This window comes from Kitasatospora sp. NPDC088779 (assembly GCF_040685395.1).
Lineage (GTDB): Bacteria > Actinomycetota > Actinomycetes > Streptomycetales > Streptomycetaceae > Kitasatospora.
On record NZ_JBFBHW010000067.1, the window covers coordinates 1 to 19,655 of the forward strand.

The 19,655-nt window shown below is 69.2% G+C and carries 19 protein-coding genes and 1 pseudogene; 6 read left to right on the top strand and 14 right to left on the bottom strand.

Features of this window, described 5'->3' with window-relative positions:
* Positions 1–88 precede the first annotated feature (88 nt).
* The 5 genes from AB0P03_RS36785 to AB0P03_RS36805 form a co-directional block, all read right to left on the bottom strand.
* A complete protein-coding gene (locus tag AB0P03_RS36785) occupies positions 89–655 on the bottom strand; it encodes a hypothetical protein (RefSeq protein ID WP_363633012.1) in 567 nt (188 codons plus the stop codon).
* Positions 652–1,806 carry a tyrosine-type recombinase/integrase gene (locus tag AB0P03_RS36790; protein WP_363633013.1) on the bottom strand — a complete coding sequence of 385 codons (1,155 nt, stop codon included), beginning with the start codon at positions 1,804–1,806 and terminating at the stop codon, positions 652–654. The genes AB0P03_RS36785 and AB0P03_RS36790 overlap by 4 nt, the downstream gene beginning before the upstream one ends.
* 575 nt (positions 1,807–2,381) lie before the next feature.
* The gene (locus AB0P03_RS36795) at positions 2,382–3,398 is read right to left on the bottom strand and encodes a PD-(D/E)XK nuclease family protein (RefSeq protein ID WP_363633015.1); all 1,017 of its coding nucleotides are present in this window, start codon (positions 3,396–3,398) and stop codon (positions 2,382–2,384) included.
* Positions 3,395–4,666: a hypothetical protein gene (locus AB0P03_RS36800; RefSeq protein ID WP_363633016.1), complete on the bottom strand. Its 1,272-nt coding sequence runs from the start codon at positions 4,664–4,666 to the stop codon at positions 3,395–3,397. Before AB0P03_RS36800 ends, AB0P03_RS36795 begins: the two co-directional genes overlap by 4 nt.
* Before the next feature lie 194 nt (positions 4,667–4,860).
* Positions 4,861–5,586: a hypothetical protein gene (locus AB0P03_RS36805; protein WP_363633017.1), complete on the bottom strand. Its 726-nt coding sequence runs from the start codon at positions 5,584–5,586 to the stop codon at positions 4,861–4,863.
* Positions 5,587–6,068: 482 nt separating this feature from the next.
* Here AB0P03_RS36805 and AB0P03_RS36810 point away from each other — a divergent pair, with 482 nt between their 5' ends.
* Positions 6,069–6,479 carry a hypothetical protein gene (locus tag AB0P03_RS36810; RefSeq protein ID WP_363633019.1) on the top strand — a complete coding sequence of 137 codons (411 nt, stop codon included), beginning with the start codon at positions 6,069–6,071 and terminating at the stop codon, positions 6,477–6,479.
* Positions 6,480–6,965: 486 nt separating this feature from the next.
* Here AB0P03_RS36810 and AB0P03_RS36815 read toward each other — a convergent pair.
* A pseudogene (locus AB0P03_RS36815) lies at positions 6,966–7,902 on the bottom strand (IS481 family transposase); the annotation flags it as partial.
* A 1-nt stretch (position 7,903) separates the two neighbouring features.
* The gene (locus AB0P03_RS36820; protein ID WP_363633020.1) at positions 7,904–8,902 is read right to left on the bottom strand and encodes a DNA adenine methylase; all 999 of its coding nucleotides are present in this window, start codon (positions 8,900–8,902) and stop codon (positions 7,904–7,906) included.
* A 48-nt stretch (positions 8,903–8,950) separates the two neighbouring features.
* On the opposite strand from AB0P03_RS36820, the gene AB0P03_RS36825 reads away from it, so the two are divergent.
* Positions 8,951–9,169 carry a hypothetical protein gene (locus AB0P03_RS36825; protein WP_363633022.1) on the top strand — a complete coding sequence of 73 codons (219 nt, stop codon included), beginning with the start codon at positions 8,951–8,953 and terminating at the stop codon, positions 9,167–9,169.
* Between the two features lie 118 nt (positions 9,170–9,287).
* Here AB0P03_RS36825 and AB0P03_RS36830 read toward each other — a convergent pair whose 3' ends face one another.
* The 5 genes from AB0P03_RS36830 to AB0P03_RS36850 all read right to left on the bottom strand — a co-directional run bounded on the left by AB0P03_RS36830 (position 9,288) and on the right by AB0P03_RS36850 (position 13,833).
* A complete protein-coding gene (locus tag AB0P03_RS36830; RefSeq protein ID WP_363633024.1) occupies positions 9,288–9,614 on the bottom strand; it encodes a cupin domain-containing protein in 327 nt (108 codons plus the stop codon).
* A gap of 65 nt (positions 9,615–9,679) precedes the next feature.
* Positions 9,680–10,495 (bottom strand): hypothetical protein, encoded by an 816-nt coding sequence (locus AB0P03_RS36835; protein WP_363633026.1) that lies wholly within the window; start codon positions 10,493–10,495, stop codon positions 9,680–9,682.
* Between the two features lie 388 nt (positions 10,496–10,883).
* On the bottom strand, positions 10,884–11,399 hold the full coding sequence (locus AB0P03_RS36840; RefSeq protein ID WP_363633028.1) for a hypothetical protein: 516 nt from the start codon (positions 11,397–11,399) through the stop codon (positions 10,884–10,886).
* A 93-nt stretch (positions 11,400–11,492) separates the two neighbouring features.
* On the bottom strand, positions 11,493–12,191 hold the full coding sequence (locus AB0P03_RS36845; RefSeq protein WP_363633029.1) for an HAD hydrolase-like protein: 699 nt from the start codon (positions 12,189–12,191) through the stop codon (positions 11,493–11,495).
* A gap of 460 nt (positions 12,192–12,651) precedes the next feature.
* Complete coding sequence (locus AB0P03_RS36850) at positions 12,652–13,833, bottom strand: MFS transporter (RefSeq protein ID WP_363633030.1); 1,182 nt, start codon at positions 13,831–13,833, stop codon at positions 12,652–12,654.
* Positions 13,834–14,670: 837 nt separating this feature from the next.
* Here AB0P03_RS36850 and AB0P03_RS36855 point away from each other — a divergent pair.
* Positions 14,671–15,618: a hypothetical protein gene (locus AB0P03_RS36855; RefSeq protein WP_363633032.1), complete on the top strand. Its 948-nt coding sequence runs from the start codon at positions 14,671–14,673 to the stop codon at positions 15,616–15,618.
* A 17-nt stretch (positions 15,619–15,635) separates the two neighbouring features.
* Here AB0P03_RS36855 and AB0P03_RS36860 read toward each other — a convergent pair whose 3' ends face one another.
* On the bottom strand, positions 15,636–15,791 hold the full coding sequence (locus AB0P03_RS36860; RefSeq protein WP_363633071.1) for a hypothetical protein: 156 nt from the start codon (positions 15,789–15,791) through the stop codon (positions 15,636–15,638).
* 404 nt (positions 15,792–16,195) lie between these two features.
* On the opposite strand from AB0P03_RS36860, the gene AB0P03_RS36865 reads away from it, so the two are divergent.
* Positions 16,196–16,402 (top strand): hypothetical protein, encoded by a 207-nt coding sequence (locus AB0P03_RS36865; RefSeq protein WP_363633034.1) that lies wholly within the window; start codon positions 16,196–16,198, stop codon positions 16,400–16,402.
* A gap of 279 nt (positions 16,403–16,681) precedes the next feature.
* Here the strand turns inward: AB0P03_RS36865 and AB0P03_RS36870 are convergent, their stop codons facing one another.
* Positions 16,682–17,710 (bottom strand): hypothetical protein, encoded by a 1,029-nt coding sequence (locus AB0P03_RS36870; protein ID WP_363633036.1) that lies wholly within the window; start codon positions 17,708–17,710, stop codon positions 16,682–16,684.
* Positions 17,711–18,554: 844 nt separating this feature from the next.
* Here AB0P03_RS36870 and AB0P03_RS36875 point away from each other — a divergent pair.
* Together AB0P03_RS36875 and AB0P03_RS36880 are read left to right on the top strand one after the other, a co-directional pair.
* Positions 18,555–19,448 carry an AAA family ATPase gene (locus AB0P03_RS36875; protein WP_363633037.1) on the top strand — a complete coding sequence of 298 codons (894 nt, stop codon included), beginning with the start codon at positions 18,555–18,557 and terminating at the stop codon, positions 19,446–19,448.
* A gap of 4 nt (positions 19,449–19,452) precedes the next feature.
* A partial coding sequence (locus AB0P03_RS36880; RefSeq protein WP_363633039.1) for a hypothetical protein occupies positions 19,453–19,655 on the top strand: 203 nt, incomplete at its 3' end.

Genomic DNA, 19,655 nt, shown 5'->3' on the forward strand with positions numbered 1-19,655 from the left:
CAGTACCGCCCCGACATCCTCGACGGATTCCTCGCCGGGACCGGCCTCTCCCTCGACCTCCCGCCGCCATCACCCTGAAGCGCCAATGTCAGTAATGGACGGGGCAGAGACCGCTGTGGGTGTGAGTCTCGTGCTCGCAACCAGCCACCAAGCACGACGGCAACGCGTCATAGCTGGGCACTGTCCCCACCCAGGCCGTCAGGGCGGTGTCCGCGTCACGCTCACGGACCTTCTGCCAGAGGCTGTAGTGGCTGCGGCAGATACCGAGGCTCTGCGCCCGGCGCTGACAGCGGCTGCCGCTGCCGGCTATGCACTGGCCCGGCGGGTTGTAGGCGTGGTAGCGCATCGGACCGCGCCGGTAGGAGGCATCGAACTGCTCGTCGCTCATCCCGCTGGCGGCGAAAGCAAGTTCGCAGGGCTTGCATCGGCTGTTCTGGACCCGCAGGAGTGTGCCGCAATTGGCGATCCGGCACCGGTAGACAACTGTGCTGGGATTGTCCGAGTCGCCCGTGAACAGCCATGCCTGAGCGTTCCACTCGGTCGGCCGCCATGCGGGGTCAATCTTCCCGGCGAGGAAGAGTCTCCACTGCTCAAGCTGGTCGTTGGCCGCCTGTGCCGGGATGAGTGGGGTGACGGTTGCCAGGTTGGTGCTCATGCCTTCGCCCCCTGACGGCGCTTGGCGGCGACGCGGTCAACGGCGGCGCGCTTGTCCGCGTCTGTGGCGTGCACGTACGGGTCCATTGACGACGGTGAGACGTGGCCGAGGAGGTTCTGCACCACGTCCCGCGGGGTGTCAGCGCGGATCCACCTGGTCGCGGCAGTGTGACGCAGCATGTGCGGTCGCGCGGCGAAGCCGACCTTGGCGGCAAGCCGGTCGAACAGGTCCTTAGCGTTGGGGTAGCTCATCGGTCGGCCCAGCGGGGCACGGAAGAGGTTGACGAACACCATCTCGGTGTCTTCGGCCTCCGGCACCTGGCCGCGCTCGTAGAGGTAGTCGGAGTAGAGACCGACCAGTTCTTCCCCCACCGGAATCCAGCGCGGGCTGCGGGACTTGGCCAGGGCGCCGTTGGAGTTCAGTCGCCGCCGGACATGGATGTGTGGGCCAGCAACGTGGCAACCCAGCGACGTCGAGGTGGACAGCAGATGCATGTCCTCGCGACGCAGTCCCAGCGCCTCGCCGATCCGGGTGCCCGTCTCGCCCAAGAGCGAGACCAGGAAGCGGTCCCTGGACCGCGTGGTTGCCTGGACCACCTGGGCGAACTGCTCGTCGCTGAACCACTCGTATCCCGGAACGGCGACGTTGAACTTGATCGTCTTCCCATTGACGACGCGGTGCTGCCCGTCCTCCCCGGCGTTGTAGCCGGGCGGCAGGAAGGACAGGTACTTCTGTTCGGACAGCATCGCGGCGGTCTCCGGCGCCACCCAGCCATGCGGAACGCAAAAGCGCAGGAACTCACCCACGGTCGTCATGATTTGGTTCGCTGTCGCTTTCGATCGGAAACGCGTCACCGGCTTGGCGCGCTGTCCTCGCGGCGGCAGCGGCTCCTCCACCAGCCAGTTCAGGAACCGCATCAGGTCTAGGAAGCCCGGCGCCGCCCAGTCCACGCCGGTGTTGGCGCAGCGCGTCAGGTACAGAGCGATTCGGCCGGCGTACGCGCGTTGGGTGTTCGCCGAACAGTCCCTCGCGCTCAACGACGTCAGGTAAGCAGTTGCCCCCGGATGTAGCTCGTACGAGTCGGACACCACCACCCAGGTGATGCTCGCATCGCTCGGGGAGATCGCCCGCTCGGCTGTGTAGGCACGCATGCCGGTGAACGTAACAGATGTGGCAGACACCTATCAGATACCTCTCTGAGACAAAAAGAATGGCACTCATACCGCATGTGCCTTAGGAGGTGTGAGACCTATAGATAACCTCGTCCTCGGCATTTGTGTCGGCTATCAGGAGCGTGGTCCTTTCGGGACCGTGCCGTTTCACTACGCGAACGGCGGTAGCGAAGGATGCGATTCCTCCGCTGAATTGCACGACGTGCTGATACTGCGGATCCAAAGAGCAGCGCCTTTCATCGCCCGCCACTTCGTAGCGGTGGCGGTGGCGGTGAAGTTAGGCCCTCCAGGTGGCCGGTCAACTCCCCTACGCGAGGCGGCGGATGGTGCCGCGAAGGCGGCAATACCCCCAGCGGGCGCTCCGGCCGGGGAGCGAGGTGGACCGCCGCCGCGGCGGGACGGGCCGGGCGCGGGTCGGTGCCAGCTGATGCGCCGCACCCGACCCGCTCGCGGCGGGCCGGGGGCTCGGGCAGCCTGCGCCTCGCCAGGCTCCGGGCGGGGCGGGTGTGGCCGCAGGCCCTCGCGGTGGTGCGTGCGTGCGGGCAGTGTGGGGCTCAGGAGGGCGGCCTGCGGTGGACGAGTGCGCGACGGGTCTCACTGTCCCTCGTTGTCGGGACGGGCAGGTTGTTGGTCTTCAGAAGCTCCTTCGCAGCGGGCTGGTCCAGGCGCTCGCCTCCGGGGTGGATCTTGACCTCTACTTCGAACCCGTTGGCCTGGTACCGGCCCGACCTCCGGCCCAGTGCCGCGGCGTGGTACTTCTTCTCGTTCTTCCACGCCTTCTCCTGTGCGGCGGCCTCCGCGTAACCGAGGGCGTGCGCGACGACGTCGGCGTCGGTGCGCACCTCCTCGGCCTGCGCCGGCTCGGCGCCCGGCCAGCACATCGACCTGTACTGGCAGGAGTCGCAGACGAGGTCCAGGCCCGGACCCTGGTGGCCGTCGCGCGGCGCGAAAGCCGGCGCCTGGGCGTGGCGCAGCAGGTCCCGGACGCGGGCGTCGACCAGGGCCTCCTGTTTGGGCCCGAACTCGCCGATCCACACTCCCGGGGTTCCGCCGTGGATGCGGGACATCGGGATCACCGCCACTGTCTGGACCAGGTATCCCGCGCGGCGCAGTGCCGTGGCGTAGCCGTAGAGCTGTAGGAGGCGGGTGCGTGAGGGTTCGTCGCCGTCGTCGCCTTGGTCGTAGCCGTGGGTTTTGAGGTCGACGAGGAGGCCGCCGCCGATGGCGAGGGTGAGGAGGTCGAGCCTGCCGGGGATCTGCAGGCCTCGTACCGGGAGGACGACGTCGTACTCGATGAGGGTGAGCTTGTGTGCGAGTTGGGCGGCGAGGCGGGGCAGTGCCCAGTCGTGGATGGCCTGGCCGAGGTGGGTGGCGCGCTGTTCGTGGTGGGAGTGGTCGTCGGTGGGGGTGTGGTGGGCGAGTTGGTGGGCGGCGCGGCGAGTGCATCCGCCGAGGCCGGAGATGGACAGGGTGCCGGGGTCGTGGTGGTTGGCGGCGGTGGCGTCGCGGAACATCGCCGCGAGTCCGTCTTCCAGTTGGCGGCGCTGGATTTCGAGTTGGGTGCGGTTCACGGTGTGGTGTCCGGGCAGTCGCTGCGGTGCGTGTTGGTGGTGGTGTTCTCGCAGTTACAGAGGTTGGGCATGGGGGGCCGGGATGCGGTTTGGAGCGGGGTCGGCGGGCTGTGGTCGGGCTCGGTGGTGGAGGGTGCGTCGGGTTTGCGCAGATGCCGGTAGATCGCGTGTGGGGAGTTGCCGAGGGTCCTTTGCGCTTCGTGGAGGAGTTGTTCGTCGTCGTCGGTGAGCCTGCCGCTCTCCTTTTCCTTCCTGGTCCTGGTCTCGTTGCCCATGAGGATCTGGTAGACGCCGTTCGGCCGGAGCACCGCGGCCTGGCGGCGTAGGACGGCCCAGGCGGTTGTGCGGGGATCCGGGGCGTCGGGCTGGCCCGTGTCGGGGTGGTCGGGGGTGGGATCGGAGGGTTCCTGGAGTGGGCCTGTGGCCGGTTGCGGGGGTGTTGTCGGCTCTGCGGGTGGGGCCGGGGCGAGGGGTTCCGGGGCTGGTCGGTCGTGCTGGCCGGTGGTGGCCCGGTCGTCGGGTGCGGGATGGTCGGGTTCGGGGGTGTGCGGGATGGCGGGGCCGGGGATCGGGGTCTCATTGCCGAGGTCGGGCCTGGGGGGCGGGTCCTGGAAGGGCTGTGCTGTGGTGGTTGTGCTGGCCGGGATGCGCGAGCTGGACGGCGAGTCGGGGCCGGGGGCGACCATGGGCAGTGGTGCGGGGTCGGCGGTGAGGAGGGTGCCCCAGCCGCGGGGAGTTCCCCGTACGACGTGCGCGGCGTGGGCGTTGACGATCAGTGTGGTCACGCGGGCGTAGAGCATTTGCTTGGGGAAACGGCGCCAGAAGTCGGCGTTCGGGCCGCTGGTCAGCTCGGCGACGACGGCGTCGTGCATCGTGTAGGTCGCGAAGAGCTCACCCTGACCGGGCTTGTCCGGGTCGGTGACAGCGACGGTGCAGCGTTCCTCGGTGGCCTCGACGATCCGCCAGTCCCAGCCGGCGCGGTGCAGGAGGGCGCGCTGTGCGGAGGCGTAGAGGGCCAGGCCGCTGTCCTGGCTGTCGTCGGGGTAGAAGCTGTTGATGGCTTCCCAGGTGCTCAGGCCGAGGTCCTGTCCGGCCAGCAGGACGAGCACGAGGTCGACGGCGTTGCCCTTGAGCCAGCGAGGCAGGGCTCGGGCGTGTGAGAGCAGTTCGGCGCGGCGAATCATGCGCGCGAACTGCGGGTCGTCGTTGAAGAGGTCGGCGACGTCGGATACAGCGGGGAACGGCGACGCCGCGAGTGTTGCGCTCATGACAATATCTTTCTCGTGCGAGTGCGGGGGCGGACGGTGCCCGGGGGCCAGCGGGGGCGTTGGGTGGAACGGAAGGTCAAGTCCCCCTTGCTCGGCGGACCGGGGCGGGTGGCGCCGTTCTCGCAAGGGGGCGTTCGACGTCCGGGTACAGCTGTGGAGGCGCGCATGTGCCGTGGATCAGGGCGCGGCGCCGGTCACAGGCTGAGGACCAGTGGCCCTTCGATCACCGGGCACTGGCTAGCGATGTCCTCGAGGATGTCGCTGTACCCGTCGAGGTCGGCGATGGTGGAGGTGTCGCCGTAGGTGATCTGGACGCCGTGCTGGCTCCAGGAGTGCCCTCCGACGGCGAGGGGGAAGGAGAGTCCGGAGGCGAAGCGGCCGTCCTGGGCCCGGCCCTGGGGGTCGCCGTGGAAGTGGCCCCAGATCTCGGCTCGGAGGGTGGCCAGTGCGGGGTCGGACGCGGGTCCGTCGCCGTCGACCGACGGGTCGCTGCCGCCGGGGGGCTGGCCGAACTTCACGGCCTCGGCCGGCGCCCGCTCGGAGCCGTCGACACCCTCGGGTGCACTGCGGCCGAGCAGTACGTGGGTAATGACTTCGACGACGCGGTTCGGCTCGCCCAGTGCGGTCAGGGGAAGGCCGGTGGGTGTGTCGCTGGTGCCGTCGGGGCGCAATGCCGCGGCCTGCCACCCCGCCATGGCGCTCCAGGTGGCGACGGCCCCGTGGGGAAAGCGCTCGGGGTCGAGCTTGGAATGGCCGGCCGGCCAGGTCAGGACCGCGCCGGGGAGCGCGGTCAGGCTGTCGTCGGCGAGCTCGTCGGTGTCGTCCACAGTGAACTCCGCAGGGCGCAGGCCCTCGGCCGTCAGGGCGCCGTCGACGCTGTCCAGGTAGGTCTCCGCCGTCCGGCTCGTGATGCTGTTCATGGGTCCTCATTCGGTAGTGGCCTCGTCGAGACCGTGTGCGCAACGGAACGTGCCGCACTGCCCGAACGCTGGCGGCTCGGATGCGGCGCGAGGGGAATCTAGCCAGCTGCGGGAGCGAGTCAAGGGGGGGTCGCCCATGTCCGAAGGCGATGCGCGAACCAGGTGAGCGCCGAGGCGTCACAGGTCGGAGCGTGTGGATACGCGTGTCTGATCTCAGGGGCATTACGCTGCCTGCCCTGGGAGTACGCCGCGAACGCTGTGCGGGCCACGGCCGCGGGGTGCCCGCCCCCGTCCACAGGTTCGACGGAATCTCCGGTAGTGCCCTGGGCCGGGGGCCGACCGTGCTGTGCACGGCCCGCCGCTCCGACCAACTTCGACGCGCACACACGGCATCCGGTCCTTGCGGCAAACAGGAGGATGCGATCGCCCGGGCCCTGTGCAGTGACCGCTTGAACTCGCCCGGCTGGAGGTAGTGTCTGCGCATGACTGAGCTGCCCTGCGGTTCGGATGCGCTGGTTGTGCGTACCGACTTCTCCAGTGGCGCCGCATGGGAGGCCCTGAGAAGGACCCTGTCCCCACCCGGCGAGAACGGCTTCTTGGCGTCCGTCCAACTCGTCGACTCCCGCCAGTTCGCGGGTGCGGCTGCTGAGGAAGTACTGGCACTCCTGCCCGTCGGCTACCGGCACCCACTCCTCGTCCTGGCAGACACGGTGGCCCTGGCCTCAGAGGAACAACCCTTGCTCGTGGTGAATCTGCGCGCGGACCGCGGACATCGTATCCGCGTCGTGGCACGGCAACTGTGGAGCATCGAGAACAACCTGTCGATCTCCAATATGGACTTCGCGGAGTTCACTCAAGCTGCCGATGATGACGGGGTGTTCCGAGGATTCTGACCTTGGCGTCACGCTGGGTCAGTGATGGATGGCGCGTCCGCCCCGGCGGATGCCGGTCGCAGCGGATGCGGGAGCGTTCGCGGCGCTCGGCAGCCCAGGCGTCGCGGTGGCGGGCGCTAGCGTTGCGCCGGCGGGTAGGTGTGCGGGGCCGCAGGGCTGTGGACATCGCCGGGTGTCCTCTTACGACGAAGCCGTGCCCAGCATGGTGCCTGGGCACGGCCTGGTCCTTCGTCGGTCGCGGTCCGCCGGGGTACCGGGCCGCTCAGATCGTTCAGGGTCTTTGCGATGGTGGCCGTGTCGATCCGCGAGACCCCAGCTGGCGGCCGGGCTCCGCTGGCGGCCGTCGGGTCCGGGAACAGGCCTGTCCCTAGTCGTGGTGTCTCAGGACGTTGGTTCCACGGCGTCCTCGAACGTGATCTGCTGCGGGAAGACCGGCAGCGGCGCGGGCGGTTGGTCGGCGGTGACGCGGTAGTCGCTGCCGGCGGTGCGGCTGACCGGCGGCCGGCCGCCGAGGGCTGAGTGCGGCTGCTCGTGGTTGTAGTAGTTGAGGAAGTCGGTGAGCGCCGCGCGGCGCTCGTGCTCGGAGGTGTAGTCGCGGACGTACGCCCACTCGCGGACGAGGGTGCCGTTGTACCGCTCGACCTTCCCGTTGGTTCGCGGGGTGTACGGCCGGGTGCGCTTGTGTGTGGTGCCGGTGGCGGTGAGCGCGTCGGCCCAGAGCTGGGAGCGGTAGCAGGCGCCGTTGTCGGTGAGGACGCGCCGGATCGGGTTGATGCCGTGCTCGGCGAAGAACGCCACCGCGCGGTGCCAGAACGCGGCCGCCGTGATGGCTCGTTCGTCCTCCAGGGCGTCGGTGTAGGCGAGGCGGGAGCGGTCGTCGAGCGCGGAGTGCAGGTAGGTGTAACCGACCTTCCCGGCCCCCGGACCGGTGCGCTTGGAGGCACGGGCGGCGTCGGTGCCGACGCCGTGCATCCGCCAGCCGACGCCGTCCGGGATGCGCCCGAGCTTCTTGATGTCAACGTGGATCAAGTCGCCAGGCTTGTCGTGCTCGTAACGGATGACCTGGCAAAGGTTCCCGCCGGTGGGCGGGTCAAGGTCGCGCAAGCGGTTGAGTCCGCGGCGGACGAGGATGCGGTGCACGGTGGTCGGGGCGAGGGTGACGCCGTGCAGGCGTTCCATGTCGGCGGCCAGGCGGGCGGGCCCGTACTTGGTCTGGCGACGCAGGGCCTCGACCAGGTCCGGCGATGTCGTCGGGTGTGCGGGCGGGGCTGGCTGCGGGGCGGGAGGAGCGGTCGAGCAGTCCGTCCTCGCCGTGTGCTTGCCAGCGGGCGTACCACTTGGCCAGGCAGCGCCGGGAGATGCCGGCTTCGGTGGCAACGCGGGCGATGGGCCGGCCGGCACTGACACCTGGCGCTGATGGCAGGTCAGGCGGCCGGTGTGGCCGCCGTGGTGCTGCGGTGGTTGCCGACGTGGCAGGCCGTCGAGCAGAAGCGACGCCGTCGGTCGGTGGTGGGCTGACGGACCGGCAGTCCGCAGTCCTCGGCTTCGCACGGCGTTTCGTTACGGGCCGCCGTTTTCGGGGTGCCTTCGGCGGAGGTTTCGTTACCCAGGTCGAGCGGGAGCGGGGTGTCGGTCCGCAGTGGCCGGTTCGACCAGATGACTTCGGTTCGGGCGGACCACTGGCCGCCCTGGCTGGTGCCGGTCTCCAGGGTGTAGCGGTGCCAGGAGGCGTACAGGTCGGTGTCGTAGAGCTCGCTCGCGTAGCCGGACAGGACCACGGTGGCGCGGCAGCCGTGCAGGGCCTCGGCGAGCTCGCGGTGAGGACCCTCGCCAGTCATCTCGTGCCGGTAGTTGCGGTCGCGGGTGCTGCCCAGGTACGGCGGGTCGACGTACAGCAGGGTGGAGCGGTGGCGCCCATAGGGGGCGATCAGGTCCAGCGCGGGGCGGCACTCCAACGAGACGCCCGCCAGGCGCTCGGCGGCCGGGAGCATCCGCTCCAGGTAGCCGGCGAGGTAGCGCGGCATCGAGGAGCTGGAGGTGCCGGCGTCCACGTAGTGGCGCCAGCCGGTCTTGCGCATCGTCCCGGTGCGCCCCTGGGTCAGGCGCACCCACACCAGGCGGGCCCGCTCCAGGTCGTCCAGGCCGGACAGGTCGCCGTACGACGCGGCGTGTTCGGCGCGGGAGTGCGGGGTCAGCGCGCAGACCCGGGCGAGGTCGGCCGGGTGGTCGCGCAGAACGCGCCAGAAGACCATCAGGTCGCCGTCCAAGTCGTTGACCGTCTCCATCCGGCTCGGCGCTTTCGCCAGCAGTACCGCGAGCGAGCCGGCGAATGGCTCGACGTAGTGGCCGTGCTCGGGCAGCAGTTCCGTGATCCGGGAGGCCGTCGTCGTCTTGCCCCCGTAGTACGCCATCGGTGGTCGCATCGCATTCCCCCTGCTCTAGGTGGCTAGCCACCATGACATGCTGATTCCATGCCAAGCCAGCACAGGAACCCCGCCGCGGTCTACCGGCCCGACCCCGACCTACACGAGCGTGCCAAGACGGCCGTCGCCGGCGTCGGATCGGACATGAACGCGCACATCATCGGATTCCTGCACTGGCTCGTCGCAGACACCAACGAACTTCCCGGCAGACCGAACAGCACCCCCAGTCCGGCGGCCACCGAGGAGGCGCCGCCGACCACCGGCTGATCGCTACGGCGGCACCAACCTCATGAGACGGCACACCTAGTCGTTCCCGTCCCGCAAGGTGCGGGCGGTGCGGGTCATCGTCGGTCTGTGTGACAGGTCGTGGGCGGGCCCAGGGTGTTCATGCGGCGGCGGCCGCGTCGCCGTTCGGGAGGATGACCAGCAGGCGGCAGCCGGTGGCGCTCTGGGGGTAGTGCTCGCTGCCGGGGTGTCCGTAGATGTAGGTGCCCTCGCCGTGAATCCGGGTGCCGTCGTGGAAGTTGCCGGACTGAACGAAGATGATCTCGGGATGGTCGTGGACGTCGAGGCTGGGCCACTTCGCTCCGGCGGTGAAGTCGACCTGGAGGACGGCCGCTCCGTCCGGGCCGGAGGGAAATCGCCGGGCGGTGATGCCGGGCGCGATGGAGACCGGTTCCAGGTTGTCGCGGTGTGTGATGTCGAATCTCATGTCGCCTCCGGCGAACAGGAATGGATGGGACGGTGATGACGGTGATTCCGTTCGGCGGCAACCGGTCAGGATGCGGGCGGGGGGCCGGCGTGCCAGTCGCGGTGGCGCAGTACGGTGAGCTGGGCGACTTCGGTGTCGAGCGCCCGTTTGACCTTGGCGAGATCGTCAGCGTGACGGTTGATCAGTGTGTTCTGGCGGTCGGACTCGGCCGCGAACCAGATACCGATCAGGTTGGTGTCGTGCTTGCAGGCGACGTCGGCCTGGGCCTGGTCGATCTCCTCGGCGCTGGGCGCCGGGTCGTCGACCGAGGACAGATTCGCCGCCGGGTGGAGGGGGTCGCTGATGTCGTAGCCGCGGGACTTCATGCAGGAGGACCACGCGGCGTTGGCAGCCACCACGTTGGCGTCGGTTCGGGATTCCGCGAACGTCTGGGCCTTGATGTCGGTGACGATCCCCTCTCCCCCGCTGGCGGGCCCACCGGGGCCGCCAGCAGCGGTGGGCATCAGCCGCTCGAGCTCGGCCTGGCAGCCTCGTTCGGGCAGTGCCTTGCCCGCGAACTCGGCCACTTTGGCTCCGGTCTTGGGGTCGACGGCGGTCAGGACGGTCCTGGCGCTTTCGCTCATCTGCCCGAGTGTGATCGGCTGGGTGGCCGCGTTTGCGTCGCCGGAGTCGCTGCGGGGGAGGTGGTATCCCCAGGTCCTGGCCGTCTGCAGGTCAGCGAGGCCGTAGCGGCGTATCAGGACGCTGTACGTCTGCTGTGCGGTGCTGTCGGCGGCCGGCTGCGGGGGGACCGGGTAGTCCTGGTCGAAACGTCTCATGCACGCGCTGGTGGCGGCCTTGCGCACCCAGTCGTTGTCGGCCGACTGTCGTGGCGTCAGCATGTAGGTCTCGATCGGCAGGTGCAGGCCGTTGACTCCGTTGGTGGCCTGTGGTGTTGGAACGGGGCCGGACGGGGCTGGGCCCGGGCTCGTGCTTGTACAGCCCGCGAGCATAACGAGTACGACGAGTACGAGCGTAGTTGCCGTCGTCCTTCGCAGGACTGGGCCAGTCCACGGGCCGCGTGCGCTCAGGCACGTGGCCGGCACGACCGCGGTGGTTCGCTGATGGGTTTTCACAGTTCTCCGGCACGGTGGGAGCGGTGCCGCCGAGGACCATCCTGGGGTGGGACGGTTGCCGGTCCTCGGCGGAGTCGCGGTGCGGATCGGGTGCTGGGGCCCGGAGCGTCCTGGCGTCCCGGCTCCCCGCGGGGCGCCCGTCGGGACGCGGACGCTAGTCGCAGTACACTCCGGCGGCTTCGTTCTTGTTCTTGACGGCGTTGGTGAGGTTGCCACCTCGCATCGGCGGCACCCAGTTCGTGTCCCCCAGCATCGGTGCCTGGGTGGAGACGCCGAGGTTGCAGCTCGTGGGGTTCTCGACGCTGGCCGCGTTGTGCCACGTGCGCTGGCCGGCGCCCCGCGATCCGTACCTGTCGCTCTGGAAGACGGCGTAGGGCGCGTTCATGCGGTCGTATTGGTAGTTGGACTTGTAGACGGCGCCCTCGGCTCCGGAGTTGTAGTAGAGGCACCAGAAGGTCGCCGAGTCGCTTCCGGTGCTGCAACGGTACGGGTCGCTGTAGGTGCTCCACCCGTTGATCCAGGTGGGGTTGTCGCCGACGATCGGATTGGCCTGGGCACCTCCGGCGCTGGTGATCAGGCTGGTGCCGGCGACCGCCAGGACGGCCGTGCCGACGGCAAGCCTGCGAGTGGTCGTGGTCGCGAAGGATCGCAGGGAGGCGGTGATGGTCATGTTTCCGTCCTTCGAGGTATCGGTCCGAGTGGGGGCTGGAGCTGAGGCTGCGGCGGGCCGTAGACGTTCGGGCGCCGGTCGGCCCGTCCTGCCTCAGGCGGCGGCGCCGACCTTGGTCATCGGCGGGGTCCGCGCCGGGTACCGGGCCGCGGCGAGGGCGATCGCCTCCGCGAGAGTGTCAGCCACTGGTGCGCCGGTCGCGACGAGTGCGGCGCGTGAGTGGGATCCCCCTGCGTACAGGACGATGGCGATACCGGCCTGTTCGGCGGCCAGGGCGTCGTCGGCGGCGTCGCCGATGGCGACGATCTCCCGTGTCGGCAGGCCGAGGTTTTGCACGTGCCTCCGCATGGCCGCGACCTTGGTCCCGCCGGTGGGGCCCCGGCGGCCCTCGGTGAGACGGAAGAGTGTGCCGACGCCGTGGTGGGAGAGTTCCGTGAGAAGGTGTTCGTGCGTGTGCAGCGACAGCAGGGACTGGGTGCCGCCGCGGGCGATCCACGACAGCAGCGCGGCGCGGGCCCCGTTCGTGAGCCGGCTGGCGCGCGGTAGGTGGTGCCGGTAGCTGGCCTGGTAGGTGTCATCGGCGGCGCGCCATTCGGCGACGCTCAGCTGTCGGCCGAGGATCCGTGCATAGAAGTCGGGGACCGGCACGCAGTAGGTGTCACGGTACTGTTCCATATCGATCAGCGCGGCCTGGAGCCTGGCCAGGGATTCGTTCACGGCGATCAGGCGGGCCTGGTTATCGTCGAGGATTGTGCCGTTCCAGTCCCAGACGCAATGCCTTCGGATGGTCATGTGTGCGGGTTCTCCTTGTCGAGCGGCACCAAAGAGTGCAGTACCGCAGGGAACAGTGCAGTAGGTAGTTCAGTGCCGCGCGGAAGAGTGCAGTCGGCTGGACACAGTCCGCAGGTCAGCGGGCTGCCGACTGCACTCTTCCGTGCCGCTCAACACTCCTCTCGAGCAGCACGAAACATTGCAGTGGCGCTCCAAATCGCAGTGGATCTTGCAGTACCGCTCAGAAGACTGCTGGCAGCTGCTCCTCCGAGTCGTCCTGGCCGGTCAATGAACTTGCCGATCCGGGCCGTAGACGGCTTGACCGATCGTCAACGCGCTCGTCCGGGACGCAACCGCCGACCGCTCTATCGTTCGGAGCGGCCGACGGCGCCGGACCGCCGCACGAAAGATCGCAGTCCGCAGGTCGGACGGCTGCCGACTGCAGTGTTCCGTGCTGGCCAACATCTCTCCAATCTGATGATCAAGCGGGTCGGGCGACGTTCCGCACGGGACGTGCGGCACCGGCGAGGTGGAGAGCGAGGCGGGCGAGTCCGGACACTGCCGCGAGCAAGGCCAGCGCATAGGAGGCGAAGGCTCCGTGGCGGTCGGCCAGCGGGCCGGCGAGAGCCGTGCCGATCGCACCGCCGATGCCCACCGCTGCCACGAGCCAGCTGAACGTCTCTGTCAGGCAAGCCGGGTCGGCGCACCTCCCGACGCGCTCGAAGACCGTGCCCAGCAACGGGCTGAGGAAGAGACCGGGCACAAGGGCGAACAGGGCCATCAACCCCAGGCTGGACGGTGCGGCCACCAGTGGGGCCCATCCGAGGGCGAATCCGCCCGCCAGCCCGACCAGGGTCCGCTCCCCGATCCTGCTCTCACGCCTTCGGCTGAATACCAGACCCCCAAGGCAGCTGCCTGCACTGAACGCTCCGAGGAGAACGCCCGCGCTGGTCCTCACGCCCAGGCGGTCGGCCCAGGCCGTCCCCGCGACCCCCTGAGCACCCAACGCCACGCCGACCAGCAGGAGGACAGCGGCCATGCCCCTCAGCTCCCGAGAGCGCAGCGGACCGCTCCAGTTCGCCGCTCCGGCCGGACACGCCTGCCAGGTTCGGGAAAGCCTCGACGTGGTCATCGCCCACGTCCCCGCGACTCCGAGAGCAGCGATCAGCGTCAGCGCCGTCCCAGGGCCTGACAGTGACACGGTCGCGCTCACCAGGAGCGGGCCGAGTGCGAAGAGCAGCGACTGTGCGGCGACGTCGAGGGAGAACGCGGCGGGCTGCAGGCGCTGCGGGACGGTGTCCGACCACAGTGCACGCAGGGCCCCCTCCAGGGGTGGTGTGGCGAACCCGGCGGCGACGGCCGCCATCACCGTGAGCAGTCGCTGGTGGGGGTCGAGCACGGCCAGGGAGATCATGGCCACCGCGGAGGTGAGCGCGGCGGCTACCAACGCAAAGCGATGGCCCTGACGGTCCACCAGGCGGCCGAGCAAAGGCTGGCCGATCGTCGCCGCGAGGCCGTAGAGGCCCGCGACCACGCTGGCCCACAGGTAGCCGCCTCCTCCCGCGACCACGCAGAGCAGGATCGCCAGGGGCGCGGAGGCCACCGGCAGCCGGCCGATGAGCGAAGTGAGGAGCAGGTGCGGAACATGCGGGACCGCCAGCACCGCACGAAGTCCAGCGGGCGGATCGGCTTGAATAGGATCGCCCTTCTCGGGCCAAAGGTTTGTAGACATAGTTGTCCCTGGGGCCGGATTTTGCGAGGCGTCGTTTACTCCGGCCCTCAAAGTTTCGGGAGACGGGAAAAGGGCCTGGCGCGAACTGGACTAGGCAGTGTGCGGGGTGGCCTTGAGCGTCGCCAGGACCGCTTCATCAGCCGCTGGCGGCGTCGCCCTCGCCACGCCTCCGCGGCCAGCCGTGCGCGCTCCGCCTCGCGGATGCGCTCCTGCGCGGCGAACTCGGCTGTCTTGAAATGAAGCCAGTCCACGACGGACAACCCCTCCTCGCGTCAGAGCAGCAATTGGTCGGCCCGGCCCAGCGGGGCGATTCCGCGGGGCCGGACGCCGAAGAATTTGCGCTTCGTCGAGGACGCTAGCTACTGGCGCCACCGGGTGCATTCCGGAGGGACGAAAGTAGGCAGAGAAACCCGTATTACGGGAAGTGGCCGGTCGAGTTCCCGCCCAGCGGAATCCCACAAGCCCGTCAGGCCATGCCGCGCAGGCCCCAGCTGCGTCGACTGACGGATCCCTGGCAGCCCCGCCGCCTGATCCCGCGCCTTTGGTGATGACGCCGTGGGGGTTGTCCGTCGGCCAGGCTGCCCGGTGGGTGAGGCATCGCTGCAGCACCGTCCAGGGTCCAGCGGGACGGGGTGCGGGCGCTTGCCGAGTCAGATGGTGTGGGTGCCAGGGCCGAACCTCAAGTGGGGAAGCCGAGTTCGAGCAGGCCCTGCCCACGCCGCTGTCTGGATTCCTGGGCTCAACGCCGCCGACCTGGCGGTGCTGCAGGTGCCGTCCGAGATCGTGACGGCCTACCGGTTCCCGCTGGCCAACGCTTACTCCAAGCGGCCCCGCAAGGGCTACGAGGTGCGGATCGCCACCAAGGACCTGCCGTCGCTGGAGGTCTGGATGCCCTCGCTGAAGAACCGCTCCCCAATGCCCGAGGACACGACCGGCTGGGGCTTCATGTACTTCCAGCCCATCGACCCTGCGCGGCGCCGACCACAGGGGCGCGCTGGCTCGCCCACATCGCCAGGGACTCCGAGAATCTCGTGCAGTCCCTGCCCGGCGGCAGGCTGCCTGGTCCTGCCCGACCCCGACCAGATCCCGGCAAAGCCTGGTGACCCGTTGCCCGGGCCGGGCCCCGAGGAGGGTGCGGGGGCGGCGCTGCGCATTCACACCTGTCGGCCTTCGCTGACCACAGCTGTCACCGCAGCGGCGAAGGTCGCCCAGCTCGTACAGCTCCATCGCAGCGATCTGCTCGCCCTGTTCGAGCTGCGCTACCAGCAGCGGACCGTCGCCTGGAGCGACTTCTGCTACGGACCCGATCCGGACTCCCTGGCCGGCCTGTACGGACGGGCCGCTGGCTCCGACGGGCTCCCCGTCGCGGTGCATGGCACGGTGACCCGCGCGGGCACCGACCGGGGCGGCCTGCCCTACCGAGTAATCGCCTCGCGTGTCCCTGCCCCGCCGGATGCCCCGCAGGGAACGGCGGATGTGCACCTGCGTACCGAGCACGCCACCCTGCTGGCCCCGCTGACCGTCGGCCGGGGCGTCCTCGCGCTCTCCCGTGGCGGCGGCCGCTCGCAGTGGCGCCTGTTCCGTCCGACCTCGGACGCCAGGCACCAGGTCGTCCTGTGGGTGCAGGAGCACTGGCAACTGGCCCACTGGACGACCGACCCGGACACCGGGGTAGCCACCGCACCGCGCACACCCCCGCCCCTGCAGACCACGTAGCCGTGCGGGCGGCGCGTTCACGGCACGTCGGGGCGGCACTCGCCGAGGCGACGGTATGGGCCGACCTGACCCGAGAAGCGGTCGAAGCGGGCGACCACGATCAGGCCGCCGTCTACGCCGGCCTCACCCGCGATGCTGCCGCCCGCACCCGCGAACTGCTCGGCCGCCACCACGAACCGGACCGCGACGACGACGCGTCAGCGGCCTCGTTCACCGCGACCGAACACGGCCGGGCCGCCGCCGCCCTCGGCCGCGCCGCCAGCGCCCGGGCCCGCAGGGCGAAGCGCCCGAAACGGCGTCGCGCTACTCGCAGCGCACCCGGCCACATGCGACGCCCTGGCCGGCCTCCTCGGCTGCGACGGCTCCTGGCAGTCCGCCGAAGCCCGGGGTGCCGAACTGCTCGGCAGGTACCCGGCTACCGCCGCCGCCCTGGGACGCCTCCTCACCACCGGATGACCTGATCCGCCGGGGCCGCGGCACGGCGGCCCCGGCGGATCAACTGCCAGCTGCAGCGCAGACCCCCGTCGCCACGCCGACGGCAGCCCGCCCCCACGAACCGGAGAGAAGCAGACATCCCATGGACCGGATCTACACGAATCGCCGCCGCGGAGAACGCCGCATCCACCTGGAGATCGAGGAAGGCGAGATCACCGACTTCCTCGACGGCATCGAGCCCACCGACAACTCGTCCGAGGCCGTCAAGCGGCTCGTCGAACTCCTCCGCCAGGCGCACGACGCCTTCCACCCGGACCACCCGAGGGGCGCTGCCGGGGACGGCAGGTGACCTGACCCGGAGGGCAGGCCGGCCCCGCTGACCTCAGGATCCTGCCGGCGCCCCCAGCCCCTCCCGGGTGGACCCGCGCCGACCGGCCAGGACGGTCCGCTGCGGCCGGCAGCCCGGAGAAGCATGCCGACCGCGTGCCGTGGGCGAGGCCGGCCCGCTCGGCTGCGACGGCACTCGGTGCCCCCACGAGCGAACTGCTGCGGTGAGGCCCGGCCCACGAAGGCGCCCGGGACCGGGCCTCTCTGCTGCTCAGGCCCTACAGCGGGAACCGCCGATCCCTTACACGCGCCGAAGAACGCCCCCGACGTACCGCGCAAGGCGATTGCCCAGCGCTGCCGCCTCACCGCCAGGCCGCAGGAGCTGCTGGCCGAACTGGCCGAACTGCTTCAAGGCCGGCATCGCGAACACACCGGCCAGGCCCAGCCCTCGAAGCTCGTCACCGACCGCAGTGACCTGGGACTGGGCCAGGTTGCGGCTGGCGTGGTTCACCGCGACAAGGACCGGCACCTCGGGGAGCCGCCCGAGCCCCGCTGCCAGGACCTGCGCCACCACGTCGGCGGGTTCCGGCACGACGACGGTCTCGATCACGTGCTGCCAGGGGCCGAGGAGGTCATCACCCGCCAGCCGGGCGTTCGCCCACGCCTGCCGGTGTTCCTGCCACAGCATCTGGCCCCACTCCTTCGTGGCCTCTCCCGCGATCCGGTCAAGGAAGGACGCGCGGCGGGCAACCTCCTCTCCGGGCTTGGCATCGCCCGGGCCGAGACCCAGCAGGTTCCGCTCCTTGTTGCGCTGGGCCCACACCGATGCAGCAGCGGCCCACTCGTCCCCCCGACGCCGGAAGCCCTCAGCGTCGAGGAAGCGCAGGAAGTCCTGACGCCAGCCGTCCAGGTGCGGCGCGTCCACCGCGGCCGGGAGCGCCAGTTCGTCGTCCTCGCCGAGCTCTCGGACTTCCTGGCTGCACCACCAGTCGATGTCCTCGCGGTCGTAGACGGCCGGGTCGCCGTCCATCTCCCTTCCGACGAGGTAGTGGTCGAACCGCCAGTCCAGGAAGAGCAGCAGCTCCTCCGTCGGGCGTCGTTCCCAGGCGTCCGTCTCGCACTTGCCGTCGAGCCAGGCCATGAGGCAGACCCAGTCAGGACGCCGATCGACAGCGGTGATGGGGTACCAGTCCCGCGCCCGATGCCGTGTTACGACGACGGCAAAGTCCGCACCCTCCAGCACGTGCTCGTGCTGGGTCCACATACTGCTGTCGATAATGGCCGCACCATTCTCGGCCCGCGCGGCAGCCAGCAAGCCCTGGGTGCCCACTGTCACCCCCACGGGCGGTCAGCGCGACCATCACTCCAGCCGCACGACTTGGAGGTGGCCTTACATCGATCCCCATCAGCGGCATCGCCAAGGACAGGACCAACTCCGGCGGACACCAGCAACGCCTTCCCGCCTAGCCGTGCATCTCCATCGCTGTGTCCCCGTGTCCCTACCCGTGTCCCTACCCGTGTCCCTACCCGTGTCCCTACCCGTGTCCCTACCCGTGTCCCTACCCGTGTCCCAGATTGTGAAATAGTGAATTCCCCTCAAGGCGGCGCGGCGCCTTGATTTCCATGAGTTTGACCATCCCGCTCTGGTCGCGGCGGATGTGCTCGCAGGATTCACACGTTCACAAATTGGGACACAGGGCGGGACACAGGGCGGGACACAGGGACACAGCGAACAGATCGAGCGCTTGTGTGCTCATTTGAGTCATGGCAGGTGGGACATCCCCGACGCCGTTACGGATCGAAGCGCCGCGACGCAGAGCAGCGCGCATGCCATCAGAGAACAGATGAGACCCTGCAAAAGGGGTGATTCCGGGCTTGACTCCCACATCTCCGCCTACAGCTCTGCTAGCGTAGGCGCGCCAACTGAGGCAGCCACATCCACCTGAGTCGCGGTCAAGCGAGTCCGGTGGCGTTGTGCGCAATCTGCAGGGAGTTGGACTCAAGGAGTCGGCGAGCTTGCCCTCACCTGAAGTCACCTCTCGACGTCTGCAGACCTCACCGCAATGAGGAGCATCAGCTGGAGCCTCAGGATCCGGAGGCGGGAGTCACCCCAATAGGCACCTTCACTGGATCAAGTAGCCACTCGCCCACCGCAAGACAAAGGCATACATCACATGAGCAAGCACCACTCGGAGGTTGCGCTCCCGAGCGCAATCATCCCCGCGCCTACTGAGGCGCCCCCCTTCGAGAGCGACGAGTACTCCCAGCAGGCAGAGACGCCGTCCCTCACTCTCCCGGATCACCTCAACCCACATCTGCGGGCCCTCATCGAGAACCTCCAGGAGCCGCTTCGCACCGCAGTGATCGCCGCGATCAACACCGAAGGCGGGGTCCGGATCACCTCCGGCAACGCCAAGGGCGGGGTCATGAAGACCACCCTCTCGGTGTACATCGCCTTGATTCTCGCGCTCACCGGGGATCCAGTGCTTCTCGTGGATGCTGACGAGACCAACAAGACGTGCCTGAAGTGGCAGGCAGCTGTGGGCGAGGCCTGGCCGTCTTCGGTCACGGTCGTGCAGTACTCCGGCTCACTGATGACCAAGCAGGTCACGGACCTGATGGCCCGGGGCTACAAGCACCTCGTGATCGACGTAGGTCCCACCCACACGGGTGTTCTTAAGGCCGCTTGGGCACTGACCAAGCGCGGCATCGTTCCCACCCAGCAGCACGTTGGTGACATCGTGCAGCTTGCGACGACGTTCCAACTCCTCCAGGAGATGGGCGAGGAGATTGACCTCAACGTCCTCATCGCCCGCTCCTATCCGAGGCGAGTGAGCTACACGAAGGCCCAGAACTACATCGAGGACACCATCGAGGGACGCAAGCCCGAGTTCCCCGCTGGCCTTCCCAACGTCTCGCTCCTCCAGTCGACCGTTCCCTTCCTCGAAGGAATCGCGGACACCTGGGGAACACTCCCCGACGACTACGCGTACTTCTCTTCCGTTCTGGCAGAGACTCTTGGGGTTCCGCACGATGTCCTTGCCGGCCTTGCAGACGGGGAGGAGTAGCGCCATGGCAACCAACAACACTTCCGGGCGTCCTTCAAGGAAGCGCGCAGCGTCCAAGGCCGGTGGTGCCTTCAGCGCACTGAACAACCTCTCCCAGTCCGGCCAGCTGGCTGCCATCAACAACACGCCAACGCCGCCACCCAACGAAACGACACCGGCACCTAGCACCATCCCCCGCCCTACCTCGGCAGATCAGGTGCCGGCCCC